General features: G+C 47.5%; 21 protein-coding genes. 1 reads left to right on the plus strand and 20 read right to left on the minus strand.

What is annotated here, in order from left to right; translation table 11 throughout:
- Position 1: 1 nt before the first annotated feature.
- The 5 genes from coaBC to BUC05_RS05215 all read right to left on the minus strand — a co-directional run bounded on the left by coaBC (position 2) and on the right by BUC05_RS05215 (position 5334).
- Positions 2-1207, minus strand: coding sequence for a bifunctional phosphopantothenoylcysteine decarboxylase/phosphopantothenate--cysteine ligase CoaBC (coaBC, locus tag BUC05_RS05195; protein WP_073304214.1), 1206 nt, complete (start codon positions 1205-1207; stop codon positions 2-4).
- A gap of 113 nt (positions 1208-1320) precedes the next feature.
- On the minus strand, positions 1321-1533 hold the full coding sequence (rpoZ, locus tag BUC05_RS05200) for a DNA-directed RNA polymerase subunit omega (protein ID WP_011247164.1): 213 nt from the start codon (positions 1531-1533) through the stop codon (positions 1321-1323).
- Positions 1533-2150, minus strand: coding sequence for a guanylate kinase (gene gmk, locus BUC05_RS05205; RefSeq protein ID WP_011247165.1), 618 nt, complete (start codon positions 2148-2150; stop codon positions 1533-1535). The genes rpoZ and gmk overlap by 1 nt, the downstream gene beginning before the upstream one ends.
- A gap of 26 nt (positions 2151-2176) precedes the next feature.
- Positions 2177-2440 (minus strand): extracellular matrix/biofilm regulator RemA, encoded by a 264-nt coding sequence (gene remA, locus BUC05_RS05210; protein ID WP_011247166.1) that lies wholly within the window; start codon positions 2438-2440, stop codon positions 2177-2179.
- Positions 2441-2598: 158 nt separating this feature from the next.
- Positions 2599-5334, minus strand: a complete 2736-nt coding sequence (locus BUC05_RS05215; RefSeq protein WP_011247167.1) for a cation-translocating P-type ATPase — start codon at positions 5332-5334, stop codon at positions 2599-2601.
- Between the two features lie 156 nt (positions 5335-5490).
- Between BUC05_RS05215 and BUC05_RS05220 the strand changes: the two genes are divergently transcribed.
- Positions 5491-7197 (plus strand): Rqc2 family fibronectin-binding protein, encoded by a 1707-nt coding sequence (locus tag BUC05_RS05220; RefSeq protein ID WP_073304216.1) that lies wholly within the window; start codon positions 5491-5493, stop codon positions 7195-7197.
- A gap of 76 nt (positions 7198-7273) precedes the next feature.
- On the opposite strand, the gene BUC05_RS05225 is transcribed toward BUC05_RS05220, so the two are convergent.
- The 15 genes from BUC05_RS05225 to lspA form a co-directional block, all read right to left on the minus strand.
- A complete protein-coding gene (locus BUC05_RS05225) occupies positions 7274-9865 on the minus strand; it encodes a YfhO family protein (protein ID WP_073304218.1) in 2592 nt (863 codons plus the stop codon).
- A 229-nt stretch (positions 9866-10094) separates the two neighbouring features.
- Positions 10095-10358 (minus strand): hypothetical protein, encoded by a 264-nt coding sequence (locus tag BUC05_RS05230; protein ID WP_035201533.1) that lies wholly within the window; start codon positions 10356-10358, stop codon positions 10095-10097.
- Between the two features lie 73 nt (positions 10359-10431).
- Positions 10432-11103: a class I SAM-dependent methyltransferase gene (locus BUC05_RS05235; protein WP_011247171.1), complete on the minus strand. Its 672-nt coding sequence runs from the start codon at positions 11101-11103 to the stop codon at positions 10432-10434.
- A 24-nt stretch (positions 11104-11127) separates the two neighbouring features.
- Positions 11128-11784 (minus strand): orotate phosphoribosyltransferase, encoded by a 657-nt coding sequence (gene pyrE, locus BUC05_RS05240; protein WP_011247172.1) that lies wholly within the window; start codon positions 11782-11784, stop codon positions 11128-11130.
- Complete coding sequence (gene pyrF / locus BUC05_RS05245; RefSeq protein WP_073304220.1) at positions 11760-12479, minus strand: orotidine-5'-phosphate decarboxylase; 720 nt, start codon at positions 12477-12479, stop codon at positions 11760-11762. Before pyrF ends, pyrE begins: the two co-directional genes overlap by 25 nt.
- The gene (locus BUC05_RS05250; RefSeq protein WP_011247174.1) at positions 12476-13390 is read right to left on the minus strand and encodes a dihydroorotate dehydrogenase; all 915 of its coding nucleotides are present in this window, start codon (positions 13388-13390) and stop codon (positions 12476-12478) included. Before BUC05_RS05250 ends, pyrF begins: the two co-directional genes overlap by 4 nt.
- The gene (locus BUC05_RS05255; protein WP_011247175.1) at positions 13390-14169 is read right to left on the minus strand and encodes a dihydroorotate dehydrogenase electron transfer subunit; all 780 of its coding nucleotides are present in this window, start codon (positions 14167-14169) and stop codon (positions 13390-13392) included. Before BUC05_RS05255 ends, BUC05_RS05250 begins: the two co-directional genes overlap by 1 nt.
- Before the next feature lie 68 nt (positions 14170-14237).
- Entirely contained in the window at positions 14238-17426 is a 3189-nt protein-coding gene (gene carB, locus BUC05_RS05260) for a carbamoyl-phosphate synthase large subunit (RefSeq protein WP_063608313.1), read from the minus strand.
- 19 nt (positions 17427-17445) lie between these two features.
- The gene (carA, locus tag BUC05_RS05265) at positions 17446-18531 is read right to left on the minus strand and encodes a glutamine-hydrolyzing carbamoyl-phosphate synthase small subunit (protein WP_073304222.1); all 1086 of its coding nucleotides are present in this window, start codon (positions 18529-18531) and stop codon (positions 17446-17448) included.
- A complete protein-coding gene (locus tag BUC05_RS05270) occupies positions 18524-19807 on the minus strand; it encodes a dihydroorotase (protein WP_063608311.1) in 1284 nt (427 codons plus the stop codon). Before BUC05_RS05270 ends, carA begins: the two co-directional genes overlap by 8 nt.
- Before the next feature lie 35 nt (positions 19808-19842).
- Positions 19843-20748 (minus strand): aspartate carbamoyltransferase catalytic subunit, encoded by a 906-nt coding sequence (locus BUC05_RS05275; protein ID WP_011247179.1) that lies wholly within the window; start codon positions 20746-20748, stop codon positions 19843-19845.
- A 62-nt stretch (positions 20749-20810) separates the two neighbouring features.
- Positions 20811-22112, minus strand: a complete 1302-nt coding sequence (locus BUC05_RS05280) for a uracil-xanthine permease family protein (RefSeq protein ID WP_011247180.1) — start codon at positions 22110-22112, stop codon at positions 20811-20813.
- A 138-nt stretch (positions 22113-22250) separates the two neighbouring features.
- Positions 22251-22781 (minus strand): bifunctional pyr operon transcriptional regulator/uracil phosphoribosyltransferase PyrR, encoded by a 531-nt coding sequence (gene pyrR / locus BUC05_RS05285; RefSeq protein WP_035201723.1) that lies wholly within the window; start codon positions 22779-22781, stop codon positions 22251-22253.
- A gap of 160 nt (positions 22782-22941) precedes the next feature.
- Positions 22942-23850 carry an RluA family pseudouridine synthase gene (locus BUC05_RS05290; RefSeq protein ID WP_063608310.1) on the minus strand — a complete coding sequence of 303 codons (909 nt, stop codon included), beginning with the start codon at positions 23848-23850 and terminating at the stop codon, positions 22942-22944.
- On the minus strand, positions 23851-24306 hold the full coding sequence (gene lspA, locus BUC05_RS05295) for a signal peptidase II (protein WP_011247183.1): 456 nt from the start codon (positions 24304-24306) through the stop codon (positions 23851-23853).
- Between the last annotated feature and the right edge of the window lie 169 nt (positions 24307-24475).

Genomic DNA, 24475 nt, shown 5'->3' on the forward strand with positions numbered 1-24475 from the left:
TTTACGCTTCACGCCTTTTCATATAAGCTTCTAGTTCATTGAGGATTTGCTTGGCTACCTCTTGTTTTGAGGCTTGCGGATAAGCCGTTTCCTGTCCATCTCTAGTAAATACAGTGACCACATTTGTATCAACATCAAAGCCAGCGCCTTCAGTAGTAATGTTGTTCGCGACGATTAAGTCAAGGTTTTTTCTCTCAAGCTTGCTTTTGGCGTATGTGTGCAGTTGCTCAGACTCGGCCGCAAAGCCGACAAGAATTTGTTCCTTTTTATGTTCGCCAAGAAAACGCAAGATGTCTTTTGTCCGCTCTAGTACAACCGACCATTCGTCTGCGTTTTTTTTCTGTTTATGGGCAAAAACGTCAACAGGTTGGTAATCGGCAACTGCTGCTGCTTTTATGACGATGTCCGCTTGTTGATAGCGCTTATTTACCGCATTGTACATCTCCTCAGCAGTTTGTACGGCGACCGTTTCAACGCCAACAGGGGCTTCAAGCGCCGTCGGACCTGTTATTAACGTGACATGAGCGCCGCGTCGCCGCGCTTCTTGTGCGAGCGCATACCCCATTTTTCCAGAAGAGTAATTGCTGAAAAAACGAACTGGGTCAAGAGGTTCCCTTGTTGGTCCTGCCGTTACGATTACCTGTTTGCCACGCAAATCTGTCGCCTCTTCCAAAAGCGTATCGACCAGTTCGAGCAGTTGCTCTGGCTCGGCCATACGGCCTTTGCCGACCCACCCGCACGCGAGATAACCAGCACCAGGCTCAATTAATTGATAATGATAAGACCGCAGTTTTTCCATGTTTTCCTGTACAGACGGGTGTTCGTACATGTTGACGTTCATTGCTGGCGCTAATGCCACTGGCGCTTTCGTTGCCAACACAAGCGTTGTCAGCATGTTGTCAGCAATGCCTGCCGCTAATTTCGCAATTGTATTGGCGCTTGCAGGAGCAATCAAAACAAGATCTGCCTGGTCAGCAATGTCAATATGGGCAATTTTTGTTGCGTCTGGTTCTGTAAATGTATCTGTATAAACAGGATTGCGAGATAGTGCTTGAAACGTCAAAGGCGTTACAAACTTCGTGGCTGCTTCTGTCATGACCACATAAACGTTCGCTCCCGCCTGTGTTAACTTGCTGACAAGCGCTGCTGTCTTGAAAGCGGCGATGCCTCCGCTCACACCTACTACAATCGTCTTGTTTTTTAACATCGTGCTTTCCTCCATTTAGGCAAAGATGCAAAAAAGCTGTCTTCTTTGGGCAAAGGTGCCGTTATGGCAAACCAAATGTGTACGAAGACAGCTTTCGTTTTTATTCGCTTTTTTCACTGCTCCTCTTTTGGCACACGCTTTGTCAGCTGGTCGTTCACAATTTCCTCAAGGGCAATGCCGACAAACTTATATGACTTCGGCTTTTCCACAAGTGGCACCCGGGCAGAGTCTTCTTTCATTTCACGAGCACGGCGTGCAGAGACTGTAACAAGCGAGTATTTTGAATCCAATTTTTCTAGCAAATTGTCAATTGAAGGGTACAGCATTATTTTTCGACCTCCACAAGTTCTTTGTATTTTTTTATTAGGCGTTCCCGTTTGCAATGTTCAGCTGTTACAATCGCTTTAATCCGCTCAACGGCCCATTCGACTTTATCGTTTTCGACGACGTAATCATACATGGTCATTAAATCAATTTCTTCTTTTGCTACGGTCATCCGTTCATTAATAATGTCTTCTGTTTCCGTGCCGCGTCCGACAATCCGGTCACGCAATTCTTTTAAGCTTGGAGGCGCTAAAAAAATAAATACCCCTTCTGGAAATACGGTTCGGACTTTTTGCGCTCCTTGCACTTCAATTTCTAAAATAATGTCTTTCCCAGCATTGATCGTCTCCTGGACATAGTCAATGGGCGTGCCATAATAATTGCCGACATACTCGGCCCATTCTAGTAATTTTCCATCCTCGATCATTTGCTCAAATTGTTCTCGCGTTTTAAAAAAATAGTTGACACCATGCTTTTCGCCTTCGCGTGGTTTCCGCGTCGTCGCCGAAACAGAATACTCAATCGCTGTATTCTGGTTCCGCAATGCCCCGCAAACCGTGCCTTTGCCGACGCCTGCTGGCCCTGATAATACGATAAGCAGCCCTTTTTCTCTTTTCATCAAACTGACTCTACCTCCATTTTCGCTTAGGCGTCTTCCACTCCATCCTCTTTCGTATGTAGCCGTTGGGCGACCGTTTCTGGTTGAACGGCGCTCAAGATGACATGGTCGCTGTCTGTAACAATAACAGCTCTCGTTCGCCGACCGTAGGTTGCATCAATCAACATATTGCGGTCACGCGCCTCTTGCATAATTCGTTTGATTGGCGCGGATTCCGGGCTGACAATTGAAATGATCCGGTTTGCGGAAACAATATTGCCGAACCCGATGTTAATAAGCTTTATCGTCATGAAATAATCCCCCGTTTTCGGTCAGCCATGCATTCTATCATCCATTATACCAAATCTTCTAGGAGTTATACGAATGATTATGAAGTCCCAAGTAGATACGTATTCAATCTTGTATTTTACCTCATTTTTTACAAGACATCAACAAAATGCCCCCTTGCTTAAGGGGCAAGGGGGGTATTTTCTCTAGCGTTGTTCTTTGGTTCCTTTTTAAATAGCTGGAAACCGCCAAGGACGACCGTTGGAATTGCCGCCATGCCAATAACAAGCAGCCATTCTCTAAACCCTAACGCAACTGTATGGAAGACAGGCTGCAACTGAGGCACATAAATAACGGCTACCATTAACAAGATCGAAATGAAAACAGCGCCAACTAAGTATTTGTTTTCAAACAAATGACGGTGGTAAATCGAATATTCGCTTCTGCAGTCAAACACATGGATTAACTGGGCCATGACAAGCGTTAAAAAGGCAACGGTTTGCGCAAGCGTAAGCTGTGCCGGATCATTTTCATAGGTGAGTGAGAAGGCAGCAATCGTTACCGCGCCGATCATAAAACCACGGCTAATGATCTTCCAGCCAAGTCCCCGGGCAAAGACACCTTCGTCTTGTTTGCGCGGCTTCCGCTTCATTACATCCCCTTCCGCTTGGTCCATTCCAAGAGCAACAGCAGGAAGCCCGTCTGTCACTAGGTTGATCCATAAAATTTGAATGGCGACAAGCGGCAGAGGCATGCCGAGCAGAATGGCAAATAACATCACCAAAATTTCGCCAACGTTCGAAGCCAGCATATAGCGGATAAACTTGCGAATGTTTTCGTAAATGTTGCGCCCTTCTTTTATTGCTTCCTTTATTGTAAGGAAGTTGTCATCAGCAAGGACAAGTGACGAAGCTTCTTTAGCAACGTCTGTGCCTGTCACTCCCATAGCGATGCCGATGTCCGCCTGCTTAATTGCTGGCGCATCGTTAACACCATCCCCAGTCATGGCGACAATATCGCCATTCTTTTGCAGTGCTTTGACAATTTTTAATTTATGCTCAGGGGAAACGCGGGCATAGACATACACATCGTCAACGACTTCTTCCAGTTCTTCAACCGATAAACGGGAAAGTGTTTTTCCGTCCATGACTTTTCCGCCCTTTGGCAAAATCTGCAACTCTTTCGCAATCGCGGCAGCCGTCACTTGATGGTCGCCTGTAATCATAACCGTTTTAATTCCCGCTTCTCGGCACTCTTGGATCGCATCTTTTGCTTCTGCCCGAGGAGGATCAATCATGCCTTGGATGCCGACTAATATTAAATTCCTTTCGGCATCATCGCCATCTTTGACATTCTCCTTTCCCATCAAAGGACGGTAAGCAATCGCCAATGTCCTTAGCGCTTTTGATGCCATTTGCTCGACAACGCCCTCAATTTCAGTCTGTTTGGTTGCTGTCAACGTCTCTGTGCGCCCATCCGTGGCAACTGCGTTGCAGCGGGCAAGAACGACATCAGGTGCTCCTTTTGTGACGACATAGGCTTTGCCGCTTTCGTCTTTAACGATCACACTCATCATTTTCCTCGTTGAATCGAATGGAAATTCTTCGACTCGCTTGTAGGTTGCTGCTAGCCCTCCTTTCGTAAAGCCCGCTTTTAAAGCAGCAATGATAATAGCCCCTTCCGTCGGGTCGCCATCAAGAGAAAGGCCGGTTTTGCTTTTTTTCTTTCCCTCTTGTTTTTCAACAAATTGAGCGTTGCTACACAAGACGCCATAACTAAGCAATCGGCAAAAAGTCGGACGTTTTGCAATCGCCACTACTTCTGCGTTTTTCGTAAATTCGCCCTCTGCTTCATAACCTGTGCCACTCACATGAAGCCATTCATTGTTCGCCCATAGCTGCTTGACCGTCATTTTGTTTTGTGTAAGGGTGCCGGTTTTATCAGAGCAAATGACGGTTGCACAACCGAGCGTCTCGACTGCTGGGAGTTTGCGGACAATTCCTTTGCGCTTAATCATTCGCTGCACACCTAGAGCGAGTGCAACAGTGACAATCGCTGGCAAACCTTCTGGGATAGCTGCAACGGCAAGAGAAACACCGGAAATAAACATCGTATGCAAATCATGACCTTGAAGCAAGCCAATCAAGACGATAAGCGCCGTTAAGAATAGGGCGACAGCAATCAACGTTTTGCCAAGCTGCTCCAACCGCCGTTGCAAAGGGGTCATGACAGGTTGCGCTTCTTGCAATAAATGGGCGATTTTCCCCATTTCCGTTTTCATTCCTGTACCGACAACAATGCCAACTCCGCTTCCTTGCGTCACCATCGTTCCCATAAATGCCATGTTTTCCTGATCGCCGATTGGCACATCCAGCTTGGCGATTTCCTGTCCATGTTTGTGGACAGGGACGGACTCGCCAGTGAGCGAGGCTTCATCAATGCGCAAGCCGGCTACGTGGATCAAGCGTATATCAGCGCCAACTCGGTCGCCAGGCCCTATTTTGATCACATCACCAGGGACGACTTCAGCTGAAGGAACGTGCCCCCATTCGCCATTGCGCAGGACATCCACCTTAGGTGCTGACAGCTCCTTTAAGGCATCAAGTGATTTTTCGGCTTTGCGCTCTTGGACAAAACCGAGAATCCCATTTAGCAACACAATGCACATAATTGTAATCGCATCGAGCACTTCGCCAATCAAACCAGATACGAGCGTCGCAGCCAACAAAACAAGCACCATAAAGTCTTTAAATTGCGCCAGAAACGTGGCCAACGCTGATGGCCGTGGCGCTTCTTTTAGTTTGTTCGGGCCATATGTGCTGAGGCGCTTTTTGACATTTTTATCTGTCAATCCTTTCGCTATATCTGTATTTGTTTTGTACTCGACTTCCTCTGGCTTCATGCTATACCATTTCATTGCCTCACCCCACATTCACTTGTACTCACAAGATGCCCCCCTAACTTGTACATGCTTCGGTATACAAGCCATCTTATTCAGTGTCAGGCAAAAAAATGCTATACTCATTGTGAAACATCGTCGCAACGGAAGATGAGGAATGAAGAGGTGAGATACATGTCTTTTGACGGCATGATGACAAGAGCAATCACACATGAATTGCAGCAATTAGTCGGCGGCCGGATTAATAAAATCCACCAGCCATTTAAAACAGAACTTGTATTTACAGTTCGAGCAAAAGGGAAGACCCGTGCCCTTCTCGCCTCTGCCAACGCTGTGTTTGCACGCCTGCACTTAACAACGGAAAAATACGACAACCCCGCCGAGCCGCCGATGTTTTGTATGCTGTTGCGGAAACACTTGGAAGGCGGCATCATTACGTCGATTACCCAACATGTCTATGACCGGATAATTGTCTTAAAAGTCGCCAATAAAGATGAGCTTGGCGATACAACAGAAAAAACGTTGATTGTGGAAATCATGGGGCGACATAGCAACATTATTTTAGTTGACGAAAAAACAAACACGATTATCGACAGCATTAAGCACGTCCGCTTTGACCAAAGCAGTTACCGTCTCGTTGGTCCTGGACAGCCATATAAATGGCCACCAGAGCAAAATAAACTCGATCCTCTTACGGCGACAGAAGAAGATGTTCTTTTCGCGCTTGACTTTCATGGAGGGAAATTGGACAAACAACTTGTCCAATCATTTGCGGGTCTTTCTCCCTTGATCGCAGCTGAAATTGTCGCCCGGGCCAAATTGGCGAACCGGCAAACGTTGCCCCCTGCATTTGTTAGCACGTTGGCACCGTTGAAAAACCACGAGTACACGCTAGAACTCGTACAAGGTGAAAAAGACTTTTTTTCAGTCATCCATCTAAGTCATAAAGACGGGGAACGCCACGTGTATTCCTCACCAAGCGCTCTTTTAGATCGCTATTACTACGGCAAAGCAGAACGAGACCGGGTCAAACAACAAGCGTTCGATCTGGAGCGCTTGCTCAAAAACGAATACCAAAAAAACAAACGGAAGTTAAAAAAGTTAGAGCAGACGCTTCAACAAGCAGATGAAGCAGACAGCTACCAAAAACGAGGTGAGTTGCTAACTGCCAACATTCATGCTGTTGACCGCGGCGCTTCATCGGTAGACGTCATTGACTATTATGACGAAAATGGGCAAACCATCACCATTGCCCTCGACCCGCAGAAAAGCCCAGCGGAAAATGCGCAGTCCTATTTTAAACGCTACCAGAAAGCGAAGACAGCGCGTATTGAAGTCATGAACCAACAAGAGAAAACAGAACAAGAACTGGCCTATCTTGATTCGCTGCTCGCGCAAATGGCTTCTGCCTCTCCACGCGACATCGAGGAAATTCGCGAAGAGCTGATTGAAGGTGGCTACATTAAAAAGCGGCAACAAGGCAAAAAGAAGAAAAAACAACTGGATAAACCGCAGTTGGAAACATACCGTTCTTCTACTGGCATTGAGTTTTTAGTAGGGAAAAACAACCGCCAAAACGACTATTTGACAAACCGTCTCGCACGGCAAGATGACATTTGGCTCCACACGAAAGACATCCCAGGTTCACACGTCGTCATCCGCTCGGCCTCTCCAGATGAGGAAACGTTAACAGAAGCAGCGCTTGTCGCCGCCTTTTTCTCGAAAGCGCGTGACTCCGCTTCTGTTCCTGTCGATTATACGAAAATCCGCTATGTGAAAAAACCAAGCGGCGCCAAGCCTGGCTATGTCACATACGACAAGCAGACGACGCTTTACGTAACGCCAAAAGAAGACGTTGTCCGCTCGCTTCGTATCGATTAGAAAACGTACGATGATCGCACAACACACTCCTGTACGGTCGCAGGCGAGAGCGGCAAACAGGAGTGTTGTTAGCCATTTATGACGTACTTCGCCAGCGCACATATATCCACATCGCTGTCGCCAACAATCCACATCCACTTAGAAGAAGCGATGTGCGAAAATAAGGCGGCAAATAAGAAAAGACAATCTCATTTTTCCCTTCTGCAATCGCCGTGCCGAGGAAAGCATAATTGGCCTTTTCGACTTGCTGCTTCTTCCCATTGACGCTCACTTCCCATCCTTTCTCATAAGGGATTGGGACAGTTAAATGAGTGTCGCCTTTTTTATTGTCGTAGGAAAGACGCAGTGTTCGACCCTCAAAGGAAACGTGAATGGGTTTGTTTGCCTCACGGGCATACACATATTGGAGCCGTTGATACGTCTCACTTTGAAGCGATAAGTCCTTAAGTGTGTATATGCCTTTTGGTACTCGTAACGACACGATTTCACGAGAAGGAACGCGAATGGTCAAATCATTGGCATCTGTTTTGTAAATCGAACTCCGTGATTTGCGCCACGCTTTGTAATCGTTGACTTGCAATGTAAAACGGGGTGCCGTTTTCGAGTGGTTTTGCAAATAAAACGAAACATAATCATCGATTTCCTCGGCAGCCCGGTTCACAAATACAATATCAATGCCGCCGACCTTATCCGTAACAGTGAGTGTGCCGTTCTTGTATGTGCCTCCTACTGCGTTGATTCGCGCCCTTTCCAATACATCTGTCTCTGGAACCGCTTTGGCGGTTGCTTTTCCAGATGCGAGCACAATCCCTTCTAACATCGCATGTTCGCGAACAAGCGGACTGTACTTTTCTAAGTCTTCCTCAAGGAAGACGTTTGACGTTGCCCTGGCAAATGGGAGCAGCCATTGATTTTCATATAACGCATAACGATCATTTTCAGAGAAAAGAGTGAAGCCGTAAGGAATAGCAGTCTCTTCCTTTTTGTCAACTAATTTAAATTGAACGTTCATAAGGCTATGGAGATTGGTGCGATCACCAAAACCGTAATACCGGCTGACACTTTCTCTTCCCATGTCAATTTGCAAATGATCGTAGTAAAACTGGAGAATGTTTCCGTTCAGCACACTTGAATAGGCGCTATTGCCATAAAAACCTTGTATGAGCGGAGTGTTGTTGCGGAAATCGACCATCCATTCGATTCGGGCCAATGGGTGTTTTTTCCTTTTTAACGCTTGTTCGATCAGTTCCCCTTGTTGAGGCGAATCGTATGACTCGCTGCTCATAAAGCGTTCAGATGCTTGTTTTGTACTTGTAGTCGAAAAAAACGTGCTCGCTCCGACGTTAATGAACAGCAATTGGCAAACGATGAACAAGACGCAAAGCAAAGCCACCCTCTGGCGGGACTGGCGCAAGCACAAAACGGCTAACCCACTTACGACAGCCAAAATGGCGATGCCGACTGCATACTGGCTAGAGAAAAAAGGCAATGACAACGTATCGTCAAGAAGAAAAGCGAGCATATAAATCATTACCATGGCAACGACACCACGGGCAAGATCAGGCTTTGTTAGCGCCTGCAAGTGCATCATGCCACGGGCAATCACGCCCCCTACCGCAAATGTCCCTATATACTCAAAGCGAAATTGTGGCGCCGAAAACCCATTAAAGACGCTCGCCACAAACGGGCTGTAATGGAACAAGCAAAACAATAGGGCAATGACGATAAACAAGCGTGCCGTTTTGTCGACATAAAGCTGCTTTATACAAGCAAACAAGACAAATAAAGGAGGCAACAGCCAAAATTTGCTTCCGTATAAAAGATTATCATGGACAGAAAACAGTGGGACTTTGTCTGTAAACGGCGGGCGATAGTTGCTAAAAAAACCGCTAACCGCTGGAATAAACGCCACCGCGCTTATGAAAAAACTGAGCACTGCAATCGCCACATAATAACGCAGTTGAACGTTTATAGTCAGGCGGTCTTCGGGAAAGCGAATCAGCCAGCGTAGCAAAGCGTATACACTTAAAAAGATAAAATGTACATACGAAAAATAAAAGTTATTGATAAGTGACAGGCTCATGGCAGCAATCAGCCAAAACGGGTTTTCTTCCCTGATCAGCTTTTCGACGCCTAGGACAAGCAAAGGCAACCACAAAAAGGCATCAGCAAAAAATTCCCAGTAAATCCCGTGAGTGAAATACATGACACTCACCCCATAAAAAACGGCTCCTAAAAAGGCGTACGGAAGAGACATGTTCATGTAGTGGAATACACTCGTCGCCAGAAAGAGAATCAGCGCCAACCTAGCTGCATTGATATACACAGCTGCCTTTCCCCAGAACAACAGGTCAACGTTGGCAATCAGCCCGCTCATTTCCCCGACATAAACAAGCAGGCAAGAGAAGGAATAAACCATACTTGTTGAAAAATAATAGGCGAGTTGTGAAAACGTGCCTGCGCCTAAACCAAACTGGATCGAATAACTCCAATGACCATTTTTTAACTGTTGGTATAAAAAATGCTTAAAAGGCAGGATTTGCCCAAGTCCGTCATTTAGCCCTACCATAAATCGGCCAGCTGCTGTTTCATAAAAAAACAGAGCGTGGGCGAGCACAGCAACGACGATGCTTGCTCCTCCTACTAACAGCAATTGTTTCTTACTCATGTTAACCCCAACTTATTCCCATTGCGTCATAATGTATGTTTAGCATGCCCTTCGCCAAACCTGCCATTCGTATCCGTGTTGCTTGCAAACACAAAAAAGCCAGCCTTTCTTTAATAGAAAAGCTGACTCAGAATGGTCTGAGTGCGGGTATCGAATTTCCCTTTCCGTTGATCCCCCAAACCGTTAAGGCAACGACAGCGAAAAACAGCTGCTAAGTAAAAGTTGCTCACTACTTGCCGAATTGTTTTTTATATTCTTCTAAACTTAGCCCATACGCATCGGCTCTATACAAATCGCCGTTTGCCTCTAATATCGCGGTTGCATCTTCGACAAAATGGCGGTCGGTCATTGAACTAATGCTCCGGATGACACCAAATAACGCATCGATTTTGGCATTGGCTTTTGCATTTTCATCGACTAAATGAGCAATTGTTTTTTCACAACTGGCTAGTCGCGCTTCAAGCTCTGCCTTTTTCTCGTTCGCTTCTTCCACACAAGCCACCTCTTTCCTTGTATTCCCATTAAGCATACAAAATCATTGTGCTTCTGGAAAGATGTCTTTGTTGTTAAGGAGAAGCCGGTTGTTTTTCCGCTTTGCTGATTAAGGCCAGGCCTTCAAGCACAAGCTCGTGGCTTACGTCGGCAAAACCCCAGTTTTTTAGAATGTCGCTTAACTCCGCTGTACTTTTTCGGTGGCGGCGTTCAGAGACAGTCGCCCATTTAAGCAAATAGTCCGTTTCCTCTTTCGGAAATTGCTGTTTTTGTGCATAGGCTCTCGCCGTCTCCACCGCCATTGCAGGAGCAGGGTTTAACAAGATTGCGATGCCACCTGGTTTTAAAATCCGGGCCATTTCTTTTACACCTTGGTGCAAATCTGGCAGCAAAAACAACACACATGTCGAAAAGGCGATGTCAAAGGCACCGCTTGCGAGAGGCAACGATGCGGCATCCCCTTGCACAGCCTTTGCTTTATGGGCGATCCCTTTCTCCTGAAAAAGGGCATTGGCACGTGTCACCATGCCTGCTGATAAATCGACGCCTGTTAATTCAGACGCTTCCGTTGAGCCTCGGAGCAGCAACCTCCCTGTCCCGCAGCCAATGTCGGCAACGGCTTTTCCTTGCCAACTCCCTGACTGTTGCTTTAAGTGACTGTGAAGCTGCGAAAGCCAATTCGTCGTTGCCATTTGATCAAAAAAATCAACAAGTTGATCGAATTCAGCGCCTTCCATTCGTCTCATCAACACAGCCCCTTCACGAAAAGTTTACAGATTCATCCACGCTTCATCTTTAGGGTTTTTCCGCCAAGCTTCCAATTTGGCTTGTTCTTCGCTCGTAATGGCGCCCCGTTTCTGCGCTTCTTCGACAAGCGTAGCATAAGTCGTTAGCACACGGACAGGAAGCTTAGCGCCGTTAAAGTTCTCATCGCTTTGCGAGAGTTGATACGAAAAGATCGCGGCAACGAGCAGCACCTCTGCCCCAGCCGCGCGCAATGCCTCCGCTGCTGCAATGGAACTGCCACCAGTCGAGATTAAGTCTTCGATTACAACTACTTTGCTGCCAGACGGCAAATGTCCTTCAATCGCATTTTGTTTTCCATGGCCTTTAGCGCTCGAACGAACGTAAATCATTGGCAATTGGAGTTTTTCTGCCACAAAAGCAGCGTGTGGGATGCCAGCTGTTGCCGTCCCGGCAATGATGTCAGCGTCAGGGGCAGCCTCTCTAATCATAGCAACTAGCCCCTCAGCAATTTCGTTACGTATATGTGGATAAGATAATGTTAAACGGTTATCGCAATAAATCGGAGACTTTAATCCCGAGCTCCACGTATACGGTTTTGCAGGTGAAAGTGTCACCGCTTTTATATTAAGTAAATGGTTCGCAATGGTTCTGCTAGTCAATGTTCGGTCGCCCCTTTCCAATCTTGGTTCATTTCTCTGTAAACAGCTAGTGGATCTGCTGCTGCTGTAATGCTTCGCCCGACGACAATCGCCCAACTACCGAGCGCTTTTGCTTCCCCTGGTGTGACGACACGCACTTGGTCGCCAACTTGGTCGACTTGCCTGCGAATGCCAGGCGTAACCGTCAAAAACCGATCGCTGCATGCTGCCCGAATAAGGGGGACTTCATGGGCTGAGCAAACAACACCGTCTAATCCACTTTCCTGGGCAAGCTGCGCATACCGTACCACGACTTCATCCATCGCCTTATCGATCAGCAACTCTTCAGCGAGCATACGGCTGTCCGTGCTCGTCAGCTGCGTAACAGCGATGAGTTTCGGCCGCTGTTTTCCTGCTCTTGTCCCTGCATCGAGCCCTTCTAAAGCCGCTTCCATCATTGCTTTTCCCCCTGCAGCATGGACATTGACGACATCGACGTCCAATTCGGCTAAAGCACGCATCGTCCTACCAACGGTATTGGGAATATCATGAAGTTTTAAATCAAGAAACAACCGATAACCGGCTTCCTTTAATTCATGGACTACAGACAACCCTTCCCGGTAAAACAGTTCCATACCGATTTTTACATCAAGCGTTTCGGCAGCAAACGACTTCAAAAAGCGGTGACGTTTGGCGTGCTCATCAAAATCCAAAGCGATAAAAAATGGCCTATTCATTCGTTCCAGCTCCCTCCAATCAAGTCAGTGATTGATTGCACTTCCAATCTGTCAAGCCAATGCGGCAGGTCACGAATGATGTTTGGACATGTGTATGGATCCGTAAAATTAGCCGTGCCGACAGCGATGCAGCTTGCTCCAGCAAGTAAAAATTCAATCACATCTTCCGCTGTCTGAATGCCTCCCATTCCAATAATAGGAATGTCGACTTGTTGGCTAACTTGGTGGATCATCCGAAGTGCGACTGGTTTAATGGCGGCTCCCGACAATCCGCCATATTGGTTCGCCAGCACAGGCCGACGCGTTTTGGCATCAATTCGCATACCGAGCAACGTGTTAATCATCGCCAGCCCATCAGCTCCCGCTTTTTCAATCGCTTTGGCGATGGCGACAATATCCGCTACATTGGGAGAAAGTTTGACATAGACAGGCACGGCTGACACAGCCTTGACTTCCTTTGTCAGCTCTGCCGCTATCTCGGGCACTGTTCCAAACGCAATTCCACCCTGTTTCACGTTTGGGCAAGAGATATTCAACTCAATTGCTGAAACGTTCCGTTGTTGTGACAGCTCTGCAGCCACTTCGATGTAATCGTCCATCGTTGAGCCGGCAATATTGGCGAGTATCGGCACATCGTAATCGTCAAACCGTGGCAATTCTTGCTCGATTACCCCTTGAAGCCCTGGATTTTGCAGGCCGATGGCATTGAGCATTCCCGCTTTTGTTTCTGCCACTCGCGGCGTTTCGTTGCCAAAGCGTGCCTCTTTTGTCGTTGCTTTTATCGCAATAGCCCCTAACTGATTTAAATCAAAAAATTGGCCGTATTCTTTTCCGAAACCAAAACAGCCTGATGCCGGCATAACCGGATTTTTCATCTCTAAGCCTGGCAAGCTTATTTGCAAACGTTCCATTACAGCACAACCTCCCCTACTGGAAAGACGGGCCCGTCTGTGCAAATTTTGCGGTACTCATGAGCCTGGCCATTTTCTACGTGGCAAACGCAAGCAAAGCAAGCGCCCACGCCGCAGCCCATCCGCTCTTCAAGGGAAATAAACGCACGCCGTTCCCGGTAACGGGCTGTTAACGCCTTTAACATCGGCGTTGGCCCGCATGAATAGAGAACATCAAAATCGAGGCTTTGTTGGCTAATGACGTCAGTGACAAAGCCAGGAGCGCCGTAACTGCCATCTGCTGTTGCGATATGGACATTGCCCAACTGCTTAAACGGTTGCTCGTAAAAAACATCCGCTTGCGAGGCGAATCCAAGCACAGAAGTAACACGGGCGCCATTTTCTACTAGACGTCTTCCTAAATAATAGAGAGGTGGAACGCCGATGCCGCCCCCAACTAACAACACTTCTTCTCCCCGTTTTGCTTCCTCAAGTGGGAAGCCCTGCCCAAGTGGCCCAAGCACGTCGACTTCGGTCCCTACTCTTTGGGCAGCAAGGCGTTTTGTGCCTGCCCCACCAGCGCGGTAAATCATCGTCACTTGCTCTTTTTCAGGATCGATATTGGCAATGCTAATCGGCCGGCGCAAGAGCAAGTCTTCTGATTCATCCACACGTACATGCAAAAACTGGCCAGGTTGACTCATATGCTTAACCAATTCGCCTTCCAGCACAAGCTCATAGCTGTCTCGAGCAACCTCAGTTTGTTTGACGATCGTTAATCGCCCTTGTTTTTTTCTCATCCTGCTGCCTCCCAACGCTAGTCATACATACAAAGCCACAAGCTTTAGGCAAGTGGCTCCAGAAAAAATTACCCGTGTTGCGGCATGCTCCAAGTTGCAAATGTAATCGACTCAAGCACGCTGAGCAGCGCTTGTGCTGTATCAATGGACGTTAAGCAGACAACGCCATTTTCTACGGACTCACGGCGAATCCGAAAACCATCACGCGCTGGTTGTTTGCCTCTGGTCAATGTATTAATGACAAACTGGACTTCGCCTTGGCGGATTAGATCAAGCAAATGGGGTTCCCCTTCATTAATTTTGTTAACGACTTTGACTGGGATGCCCGCTTCTGCCAGTACATTTGCCGTCCCGGATGTGGCCACAAGGCTATAGCCAATTTCATGGAACCGTTTGGCAATGCTGACTGATTCATTTTTATCTTTATCAGCGATTGTAAACAATACCGCACCGTGGGCAGGGATGTTCATGCCTGAAGCAACAAGGCCCTTGTAAAGCGCTTTTTCCAACGTTTGATCCCGCCCCATTACTTCACCTGTTGATTTCATTTCCGGGCCGAGGGAAATATCGACGCGGCGTAATTTGGCAAAGGAGAACACTGGCACTTTTACAGACACTTCCTCCGTCTCTGGGTGGTAGCCTGATTGGTAGCCGAGCTGGCGCAGTGTTTTGCCGAGCATGACATGCGTGGCAACTTTAGCCATTGGCACGCCCGTAATTTTGCTTAAAAATGGCACGGTCCGGCTTGAGCGCGGGTTTACCTCAAGGACATAGACGTCATCTTTATGCCAAACAAATTGGATGTTCAAAAGACCGACAATGTTTAACCCTTTAGCTATGCTCGTTGTCCGCTCAATTAAGCGTTGCTTCAAATGGTCTGGCACGGTTTGCGGCGGATAAACAGCAATCGAATCGCCAGAATGGACGCCTGCCCGTTCAATATGTTCCATAATCCCAGGAATGTAAACGTCGTTGCCGTCACTAATCGCATCGACTTCTAGTTCTTTTCCTGTCAAATAGCGGTCGACAAGCACAGGGTGCTTCGGATTCACTTTAACTGCCGTCTGCATATAGCGCAGCAACTCTTCCTCATGGTAGACAATTTCCATTGCCCGGCCGCCAAGGACATACGAAGGGCGCACTAAAACAGGATAGCCGATTTTACGGGCAATAGCGACAGCTCCGTCAACGGATGTAGCTGTTTTGCCAAGCGGCTGTGGAATCCCTAGTTCTACAAGTGTTTGTTCAAACTTGTCCCGGTCTTCTGCCCTGTCCATATCTTCAAGCGTTGTGCCAATAATGGAAACGCCCCGCTCTGCTAAAGCGGCTGCTAGATTAATAGCCGTTTGCCCACCAAATTGGACAATCACGCCTTTTGGTTTCTCTAAACCGACGACGTGCATCACATCTTCAACTGTCAATGGCTCGAAGTAGAGTTTGTCTGAAGTAGAAAAGTCTGTCGACACCGTTTCTGGATTGTTGTTCATAATAATGGCTTCATAACCGGCTTCCTTAATGGCCCATACTGTATGGACGGTCGCATAGTCGAACTCAATTCCTTGTCCAATGCGGATAGGGCCTGAGCCTAAAACAAGAATGCTCTCTTTTTCTGTCCGCTGTGATTCATTCTCTTGTTCGTAGGTGCTGTAAAAGTAAGGCGTTGGTGAAGCAAATTCTGCTGCACAGGTGTCAACCATTTTATATACGGGCACAATTCCTGCCTGTTGCCTTACTGCAAAAACATCTTTCTCTTCACTGCCCCACTTGCGGCCAATGTAGGAATCTGAAAAGCCAGCACGTTTCAGGCGCACTAACATCGCCTCATTGCTACGGGCCTCGTTTATCGTCTCTTCTAGAGCAACAATACGCGCAAGCTTTTGCAAGAAAAAGCGGTCGATGCTTGTCGTTTCATAAATGGTCTCTACTGAAATGCCTTTTCGCAGCAAAGCGCCAATCGCAAACAGCCGTTCATCGTCTGCTCTTGCTATTTTTTCTAATAGCTCGTCTTCCGGCTTCTTTTCTAACTGTTCATCGAACAAATGATCATAGCCAGCTTCTAGAGAGCGAATTGCTTTTAAAAGCGATTCTTCCAAGGAGCGGCCGATCGCCATCACTTCTCCTGTCGCTTTCATTTGCGTACCAAGTTTGCGGTTGGCTGATTCGAATTTATCAAACGGCCAGCGCGGTATTTTCGCGACGACATAGTCAAGGCTCGGTTCAAAGCTGGCATACGTCGTTTCTGTTACTGGATTTTTCAGTTCATCCAAATGGTAGCCGACTGCAATTTTGGCTGCGATTTTCGCAATCGGGTAGCCTGTCGCTTTCGAGGCCAGCGCCGAAGAGCGGCTCACCCGCGGATTGACTTCGATGATGTAATACTGGTCGCTGTGTGCATCAAGGGCAAACTGGACATTGCAGCCACCTTCTATGCCAAGAGCGCGGATAATCGAAAGCGCTGAATTTCTCAACATTTGGTAGTCGTTATCAGAAAGCGTTTGGCTAGGTGCAAATACGATGGAATCGCCAGTATGGACGCCAACAGGATCAAAGTTTTCCATGTTGCAGACGACGATGGCTTCATCTTTGCTGTCACGCATCACTTCGTATTCTACTTCTTTAAAGCCAGCAATGCTCTTTTCAACTAAACATTGTGTAACAGGGCTGTATTTTAATCCGCTCGCAACGATTTCTGCTAAATCTTCATCATTATAAGCAATCCCCCCGCCAGTGCCGCCAAGCGTATAAGCAGGACGAATAATGACAGGGTAGCCAATCGTTTCGACAAAGGCGAACGCTTCGTCAAGCGTATGGACGATTTCACTTTCTGGAACTGGTTCGCCAAGCACGTTCATTAACGCCCGAAATTGTTCTCTGTCTTCTGCTTGCTCAATCGCATCTAGTTTCGTGCCGAGCAGCTCGATTTGATACTGCTCAAGAATTCCAGCATTTTTTAATTCAAGCGCCATGTTTAAGCCCGTTTGTCCGCCTAATGTCGGCAAAAGGCCGTCGGGGCGTTCTTTGCGGATAATCCGGGTAACAAATTCAAGCGTGAGCGGTTCAATATAAACCCTATCCGCCATTGCTGTATCTGTCATGATTGTCGCTGGGTTCGAATTAATTAAAATGACTTCATACCCTTCTTCTTTCAGCGCTTGGCATGCCTGCGTTCCGGCATAATCAAACTCTGCTGCCTGTCCAATTACAATGGGCCCTGAGCCGATAACAAGTATTTTTGTTAAGTCTGTCCGTTTTGGCATATTCACACGCTCCTAGCTGTTATGCGTAAACTTTTCCTTTTTTTTCGGTCATCATGTGGATAAACGTATCAAATAAATGGCTGGCGTCATGAGGGCCAGGCGATGCTTCTGGATGATACTGCACGCTAAATGCATGCCCTTCTTTATGGCGAAGGCCTTCAACGGAGCCATCATTGACAGCCACATGTGTGAGCTTGAGCGCAGTCCCTTCCAATGACGCAGCATCGACTGTATAGCCGTGGTTTTGGGCGGTAATGTCAATTCGTCCAGTAGCGAGCTCCCGTACGGGGTGGTTGGAACCACGGTGGCCAAATGTCATCTTGCTCGTCGTCGCTCCACAAGCAAGCGCCAGCAATTGGTGGCCTAAGCAAATGCCGAAAAGAGGGATATCGCCAAGCAGTTGCTTGACTGTTTCCACTGTCTCAGGGACATTTTCTGGGTCGCCTGGTCCATTTGAAACAAGCACACCATCGACGCCAAGGCGCTTAATCTCATCTGCACCTGTATTGTAAGGGACAACGACGACATCACAATGGCGGTCGATGAGTGATTGCAGAATACCATGTTTCATGCCGCAATCGATTAAAGCAACCCGCATGCCTTTCCCTGGTACATGGTAAGCAGTATTCGTTGATACACGGGCAACTTGGTCAGTAAGCGGCTTGCTTTCCCGCAAACCCCTTGCCACTTGTTCGACGTCTACATCAAGATCGCAAATGCGGCCACGGCGTGTGCCATGTGCGCGAATTTTTCTTGTTAACATGCGTGTATCAATGCCAGCAATCCCAGGAATGCCTTTGGCGGCAAGTAGGTCGTGCAGCGATTCTTGTTTGCGCCAATGGCTTGGTTCGTGCTCGATTTCACGCACAATCAATCCGGCAATCGCTGGTTGCAGTGATTCAAAATCGTCGCGGTTAATGCCATAATTGCCAATTAGCGGATAGGTCAGCATGACGATTTGCCCGCAATAAGAGGGATCAGACATAATTTCTTGGTAGCCAGTCATGCCCGTATTGAAGACGACTTCCCCGCTCATTTCGACATCAGCGCCAAATCCTTCTCCTCTTAAAACTGTACCGTCTTCAAGAACAAGCAGTTTATTCATTGGTGATACGCTCCTTTTTATACACAGTTTTTCCTGCCACCATCGTCGCTTGTGGGATGCCTGCACAGTCCCAGCCAGCAAAAGGGGTATTTTTGCCTTTCGACAAAAACATACTCGGGTCAATGGTTTCATTTGCCTTTAAGTCAATCAGCGTTAGATCGGCTGCTGCCCCAACTTGGAGTGTCCCATATGGAAGATTAAATGTTTGCGCCGGCTTGACTGTCAACCAATCGATAAGCTGTTTTAGCGTAAATGTTCCTGGCTTGACAAAATGTGTATATAAAAGCGGAAAGGCGGTTTCCAATCCGACGATGCCAAATGGCGCCCGTTCGAGTGAAGCACTCTTTTCTTCTGCTGTATGCGGCGCATGGTCAGTTGCTATGAAATCAATCGTGCCATCGAGCAAACCGGCTACTAATGCGTCACGGTCTTCTTTTGCGCGAAGAGGCGGATTCATTTTAAAATTCGGATCTTTGCCAATGATATCGTCTTCGCATAAAAGCAAGTGATGTGGTGTCACTTCTGCGGTTACGCGTATGCCTGCTTTTTTCGCATCACGGATCGTACGCACCGATTCTTTTGTGGAAACATGGCAGACGTGATAGTGAGCACCAGCCGCTTCGGCCAGCAACACATCGCGGGCGATATGGACGGCTTCACAAACAGAGGGAATGCCATTCAAGCCGTGTGCTTTTGCATAGTGGCCTTCGTGAACAGCGCCGCCATTTATAAGTGAATTGTCTTCGCAATGGGCGACAACGGCCATATTTAATGCTGCTGCTTCTTTCATTGCCGAAAGCATCATCCCTGCTTCTTGAATGCCGACGCCATCGTCTGTAAAAGCGAATGCCCCCGCTTCTTTTAATGCCTTAAAGTCTGTTAACTCTTGGCCAAGTTGCCTTGTTGTAATCGAAGCATACGGAAGCACGCGCACCACTGCCGTTTCCGAAATACGCGCTTGCAACAGGTCCAATTGTTCAGCATTGTCAGGGACAGGGCGCGTATTGGGCATAGCTGCCACTGTCGTAAAGCCACCCCGTGCCGCGGCTTTAGTTCCTGTTTCAATTGTTTCTTTCTTCTCGCCACCTGGTTCACGCAAATGAACATGTACGTCAACAAAACCTGGGCTGATCAACAAACCTGTTGCATCAAATTGTTCACGAATGTCCCCATCAGCAACATGCTCAACAATTTTTCCGTCTTTTATATACACATCTTTAGCTACTTGTTCGCCATTTTCGTCAAGAATAAACCCACCAGTCACTTTCATTGCCATTGTCGCTCATCCCCTTTTTTGTAGTCTAATCGCTGTTATGCAAGTGCCCGCTTTAACACAGCCATGCGTACGGCAACGCCATTGGCGCTCTGTTTGTAAATCCGTGACCGTTTGCACTCAACGAGCACGCTCGCGATTTCAACGTCTCGGTTAACAGGTGCGGGGTGCATGATGATACTTTGTTTTGCCATTAGTGCTTCACGTTGTTCGGTTAAACCATATGCTTGATGGTACGCCTCTTTAGAAAATAGCGCGTTGTCATCATGACGTTCATGTTGGACGCGAAGCATCATCAGGACATCTGCTTGTCTGGCAGCTTCGTCCATTGAGACGTGCGTGTACGTATCTGTAAACTCACCCATCCACTCAATTGGCCCAGCAACGGATACACGAGCGCCGAGCCTTGTCAAAATGTCTGCATTGGAGCGAGCTACACGGCTATGAGCCAAGTCACCAGCAATGACAACATGTAAGCCTGAAAACGAGCTGAATTCTTGTTTGATTGTTAATAAGTCAAGCAGCGATTGAGTTGGATGGTTGCCACAGCCATCGCCTGCGTTAATGATTGGCACTGACAGTCCCTTTAACTCATGAAAGTAAGCGTCTTGGCGGTGGCGAATGACAAGCGCGCTTGCTCCAATTGATTCCAGTGTACGTGCTGTATCATACAGGCTCTCTCCTTTTTGCGTGCTCGCGTGCTGCCCATCGAATTGCAGCACTTCTAAGCCGAGGCGCCGCTCAGCGACTTCAAAGCTAAAGCGGGTTCTCGTGCTCGGTTCAAAAAACAAGTTCGCCACAAACAGTTGCATCCTTGGTTTCCAAACAGCTCCAGCCGCAAATGATTCAGCCGTTTTTAGGAGGTCTAACACCTCGCTTACACCCATCTCATTCATCGTGCACAAGCCTTTTTGTGTGGCTTTCTCGATTTGTGCGCTTAACATGTAGTCGGCCTCCTTTTTTTAAGCAAACGTCTATGGCAACAATTAGGCGCGAATCAGCGCTTTTAATTGGCGTCTGATTCAAACATGTCTTTTTGTCCGTAACTAACACTGCGGTTCGGCAACAACCCGTGAAGAATAAGGCCGATGACCGTCGCAAGGGACATGCCGGCAATTTCAAACGAATCAGTAAAGCGGACCGCAGCACCGCCAATGCCAATCACCAGGATAATGGAAGCAATCACCATATTTCGTTTTTCACCCATGTCAACTCGATTATCGACAAGCATTCGAATGCCAGCCGAGGCAATAATGCCAAATAGGAGGATCGAAACACCGCCCATTACTGCTGGAGGAATCGAACTAATCAATGCCGCTACTTTGCCGACAAAGGCGAATGCGATAGCCAACACGGCGGCGCCGCCGACAACAAATACGCTGAACACTCTCGTGATGGCGACAACACCGACGTTTTCGCCGTAAGTGGTATTTGGCGGACCGCCAACTGCGGCTGCAATCATAGTCGCCAACCCATCCCCCATCACCGTTCTGTGCATTCCTGGTTGCTTAAGAAAGTTTTTGCCAGCTACTTTGCTTAATACCATCAATTGGCCCGTGTGTTCTGCGAGCGTTACGAGAGCCACTGGCGCCATGATTGCAACAATGGCCCAGTTAACTGTTGGCGAATACGTCACAAATGGAACGATTAATTCAGGGACAGAGAACCAGCTGGCTGTGCGGATCGGTTCTAAATCAATCAACCCTTGCCAAAGGGCGAACAAGTAGCCAGCAATTAAGCCTAACAAAATCGGGATTAAGTTTAGAAATCCTTTGAAATACATCGTTGCGACAACAGCTACGAATAAAGTGACGCCTGCCGTAGCGATATGAACGAGGCTATATTCTTCTGAATTAGGCAAATACATGGCATTTCCAACAGCGGTTGTGGCTAGGCTTAACCCAATTACCATAATCACTGGGCCGACAACAATTGGCGGCAATACTTTTGTAATCCAGCCTGTACCAGCGAATTTAATAAACAGGGCGACAATCCCATATACCAAACCGGCAAAGAAACTGCCGACCATCGCTCCCTCTATCCCGCCAAGTGCCTGCGAGGTTGTCAGTGGCACGATAAAAGCAAAGCTGGAGCCGAGGTATGCAGGAACTTGCCCTTTTGTGACAAGAATAAATGCAAGTGTTCCGAGACCGCTTGAAAAAAGAGCTGTAGCCGGGCTCATGCCAACAAGAAAGGGAACAAGTACAGTTGCCCCAAACATGGCGCATAAATGCTGTAAGCTAAACAGCAGCCACTCTCCAGGGCGTGGAATTTCTTTGATGCCTAATCTCATGTTCGTTTGCTTCATAATTAATCTCCTTCGCTTCCTAAGCTAATAAAAAACCTCCTGTGCAAGCACAGGAGGCGGCAAGAAAGAAGCGCAGGCAAAAAACAGCGTGCGTTTCGGTCCTCTTGCCAGCCTCACTGGACTGCGTTTAAAGAGGGTTTATATAATTGTCACAGTGTCTTGGGCGTCTACTTCCCGTAGTTGCGCCGAGATTCGTTCTTTTTTAGAGGTCGGCACGTTCTTGCCAACATAATCAGGACGGATCGGCAGTTCCCGGTGCCCCCGGTCAATAAGAACAGCAAGTTGGATCGATGCTGGACGGCCAAGATCGACCAGTGCATCCAGAGCAGCTCGCACAGTCCGCCCAGTATAAAGGACATCATCGACAAGAATAATGGTACGGCCGGTAACATCAACGGGAATATTGGTGCCGCGCAAAAGTGGCTCATTGTTTGATGTCGACGGCGTCAAGTCATCCCGGTAAAGGGTAATGTCGACTTCGCCGACAGGAACAGCCTGCCCTTCAATTTCCTCAATCCGTTCAGCTAGCCGTTTGGCCAGATAAATACCACGTGTTTTAATGCCGACAATCACACAGTTATCAACGCCTTTGTTGCGTTCAATCACTTCATGGGACATTCGTGTAATCGCGCGGCGAATCGCATCGCCATCTAAAATGATTCTCGAAATTGCGATCCCCTCCTCTGTACAAAAAATCCCTGCTGTCCTAAAGGCAGCAGGGATTTTTGGCATACTTCACCTATGCCATTCCGTCTCCTTGCCAGCCTCACAGGACTCGTTTAAAGGACGTTTTCTATCTCACTCATTATTGCAAACTCGTCAATGGTTGTCAATGGACATTTCGCAAATCAACGAGCAATTTTTCCATCTCTGCTGGGAGAGGTGCAGAAAAACGGAGTCGTTCCCCTGTTCGTGGATGGGTAAAGCCAAGTGTTTCCGCGTGCAAAGCTTGGCCATTGATCGGGAGCGTTTTTTTCGGACCATATTTCGGATCGCCTGCTAATGGATGGCCGATATAGTTGAAATGGACGCGGATTTGGTGTGTTCGTCCCGTTTCCAGTTCACAAGATATATAACTATATTGTTTGAACGTTTCCTCCAGTGAAAAATGGGTCACAGCCGGCCGGCTGTTGACATGGGTGACAGCCATCTTCTGGCGGTCTTTTGGGTCTCGACCGATCGGTGCGTCAATCGTCCCTTTTGCATGTGGGATCACGCCATGAACGATTGCTTTGTAACGTCTTTCAGTCGTCTTTGCTTTTAACTGGGCCGCCAAATGCTCGTGGGCAGCGTCATGTTTTGCAGCCATAATGAGACCCGATGTATCTTTGTCAATACGGTGGACAATCCCTGGACGAATTTCCCCATTAATGCCTGAGAGGTCTTTGCAATGAAACAACAGAGCATTGACGAGCGTGCCACTCTCATGTCCAGGAGCAGGATGGACAACCAAGCCCCGGGGCTTGTTGACGACGATCACATCGCTATCTTCATAAACAACGTCTAACGGGATATCTTCCCCTAAAAGTTCCACTTCCTGGGCTGCTGGTTCTGTCAGCGTGACTTTGTCGCCTTGCTGAACTTTTGAATTTGTTTTGACTTCTTTCTCATTGACAAGCACAGCTCCTTCATTTATCCAGCGTTGAACCGCTGTCCGCGATGCTTGTCCGTGCAAATCAACGACCACTTTATCAATACGCTGTTCGTGGTGTTCTTTTGTAATGATCCATTGCTCCATTTATCGTGTGCTCCTTTTTTCATTGCGCCCTTGAATCAATATGTTTAGTAAAAAAAGGCCGACGCCAATGGTCAAGGCTGAATCAGCGATATTAAAAATCGGGAAATCGCCAAATGTATCGATAAAATCGACGACTTCTTGCCGTAAAAGGCGGTCAATGAAATTGCCAATCGCCCCTCCTAGCACAAGTCCGAGAGCGATTTTTAACAAGCGGTTGCCTTTTGCTTCTGTTTGGATGAGATAAATGATCACACCAACAATGATGGTGGTAACGACGTAAAAGAACCACATTTGGCCTTGCAAAATGCCGAAAGCGGCTCCTGTATTGCGATGAGAATATAGGTAAAGGACTTGATCAATAATCGGGATTCGTTCGCCCAACTCCATAGAAGTTACGACTAGCCACTTCGTTAACTGGTCTAGTGCGATAATGATCAGTGCCACTATGTATGCCATTGCTTTTCCCCCACTTCATATACATAGGGTAAGTGTAGCATAAATCCATGAAAATGTCCGCTTCAGATTAAAGCAAACGCGCGCGTCGTGCCAAAAACGAGCGACCTTTCGACACTGCCCAACCCCTAAGTCAATTCTTGCTTATATGAAGTTTGCGAGCGTTTACTTG

It is taken from the genome of Shouchella rhizosphaerae (genome assembly GCF_900142675.1).
Lineage (GTDB): Bacteria > Bacillota > Bacilli > Bacillales > Bacillaceae_D > Shouchella > Shouchella rhizosphaerae.

What these genes read in the sequence shown, in the direction of transcription:
- gmk (WP_011247165.1), bottom strand. Translation starts at nt 2,150, where the DNA reads ATGAAAAGAGAAAAAGGGCTGCTTATCGTATTATCAGGGCCAGCAGGC.
- coaBC (WP_073304214.1), bottom strand. Translation starts at nt 1,207, where the DNA reads ATGTTAAAAAACAAGACGATTGTAGTAGGTGTGAGCGGAGGCATCGCC.
- pyrF (WP_073304220.1), bottom strand. Translation starts at nt 12,479, where the DNA reads ATGAATAGGCCATTTTTTATCGCTTTGGATTTTGATGAGCACGCCAAA.
- BUC05_RS05220 (WP_073304216.1), top strand. Translation starts at nt 5,491, where the DNA reads ATGTCTTTTGACGGCATGATGACAAGAGCAATCACACATGAATTGCAG.
- BUC05_RS05255 (WP_011247175.1), bottom strand. Translation starts at nt 14,169, where the DNA reads ATGAGAAAAAAACAAGGGCGATTAACGATCGTCAAACAAACTGAGGTT.
- carA (WP_073304222.1), bottom strand. Translation starts at nt 18,531, where the DNA reads ATGAATAAACTGCTTGTTCTTGAAGACGGTACAGTTTTAAGAGGAGAA.
- remA (WP_011247166.1), bottom strand. Translation starts at nt 2,440, where the DNA reads ATGACGATAAAGCTTATTAACATCGGGTTCGGCAATATTGTTTCCGCA.
- BUC05_RS05290 (WP_063608310.1), bottom strand. Translation starts at nt 23,850, where the DNA reads ATGGAGCAATGGATCATTACAAAAGAACACCACGAACAGCGTATTGAT.
- BUC05_RS05215 (WP_011247167.1), bottom strand. Translation starts at nt 5,334, where the DNA reads ATGAAATGGTATAGCATGAAGCCAGAGGAAGTCGAGTACAAAACAAAT.
- BUC05_RS05250 (WP_011247174.1), bottom strand. Translation starts at nt 13,390, where the DNA reads ATGGAACGTTTGCAAATAAGCTTGCCAGGCTTAGAGATGAAAAATCCG.
- BUC05_RS05270 (WP_063608311.1), bottom strand. Translation starts at nt 19,807, where the DNA reads ATGGCAATGAAAGTGACTGGTGGGTTTATTCTTGACGAAAATGGCGAA.
- lspA (WP_011247183.1), bottom strand. Translation starts at nt 24,306, where the DNA reads ATGGCATACATAGTGGCACTGATCATTATCGCACTAGACCAGTTAACG.
- BUC05_RS05275 (WP_011247179.1), bottom strand. Translation starts at nt 20,748, where the DNA reads ATGTTAAGCGCACAAATCGAGAAAGCCACACAAAAAGGCTTGTGCACG.
- rpoZ (WP_011247164.1), bottom strand. Translation starts at nt 1,533, where the DNA reads ATGCTGTACCCTTCAATTGACAATTTGCTAGAAAAATTGGATTCAAAA.
- BUC05_RS05280 (WP_011247180.1), bottom strand. Translation starts at nt 22,112, where the DNA reads ATGAAGCAAACGAACATGAGATTAGGCATCAAAGAAATTCCACGCCCT.
- BUC05_RS05235 (WP_011247171.1), bottom strand. Translation starts at nt 11,103, where the DNA reads ATGAGACGAATGGAAGGCGCTGAATTCGATCAACTTGTTGATTTTTTT.
- BUC05_RS05225 (WP_073304218.1), bottom strand. Translation starts at nt 9,865, where the DNA reads ATGAGTAAGAAACAATTGCTGTTAGTAGGAGGAGCAAGCATCGTCGTT.
- carB (WP_063608313.1), bottom strand. Translation starts at nt 17,426, where the DNA reads ATGCCAAAACGGACAGACTTAACAAAAATACTTGTTATCGGCTCAGGG.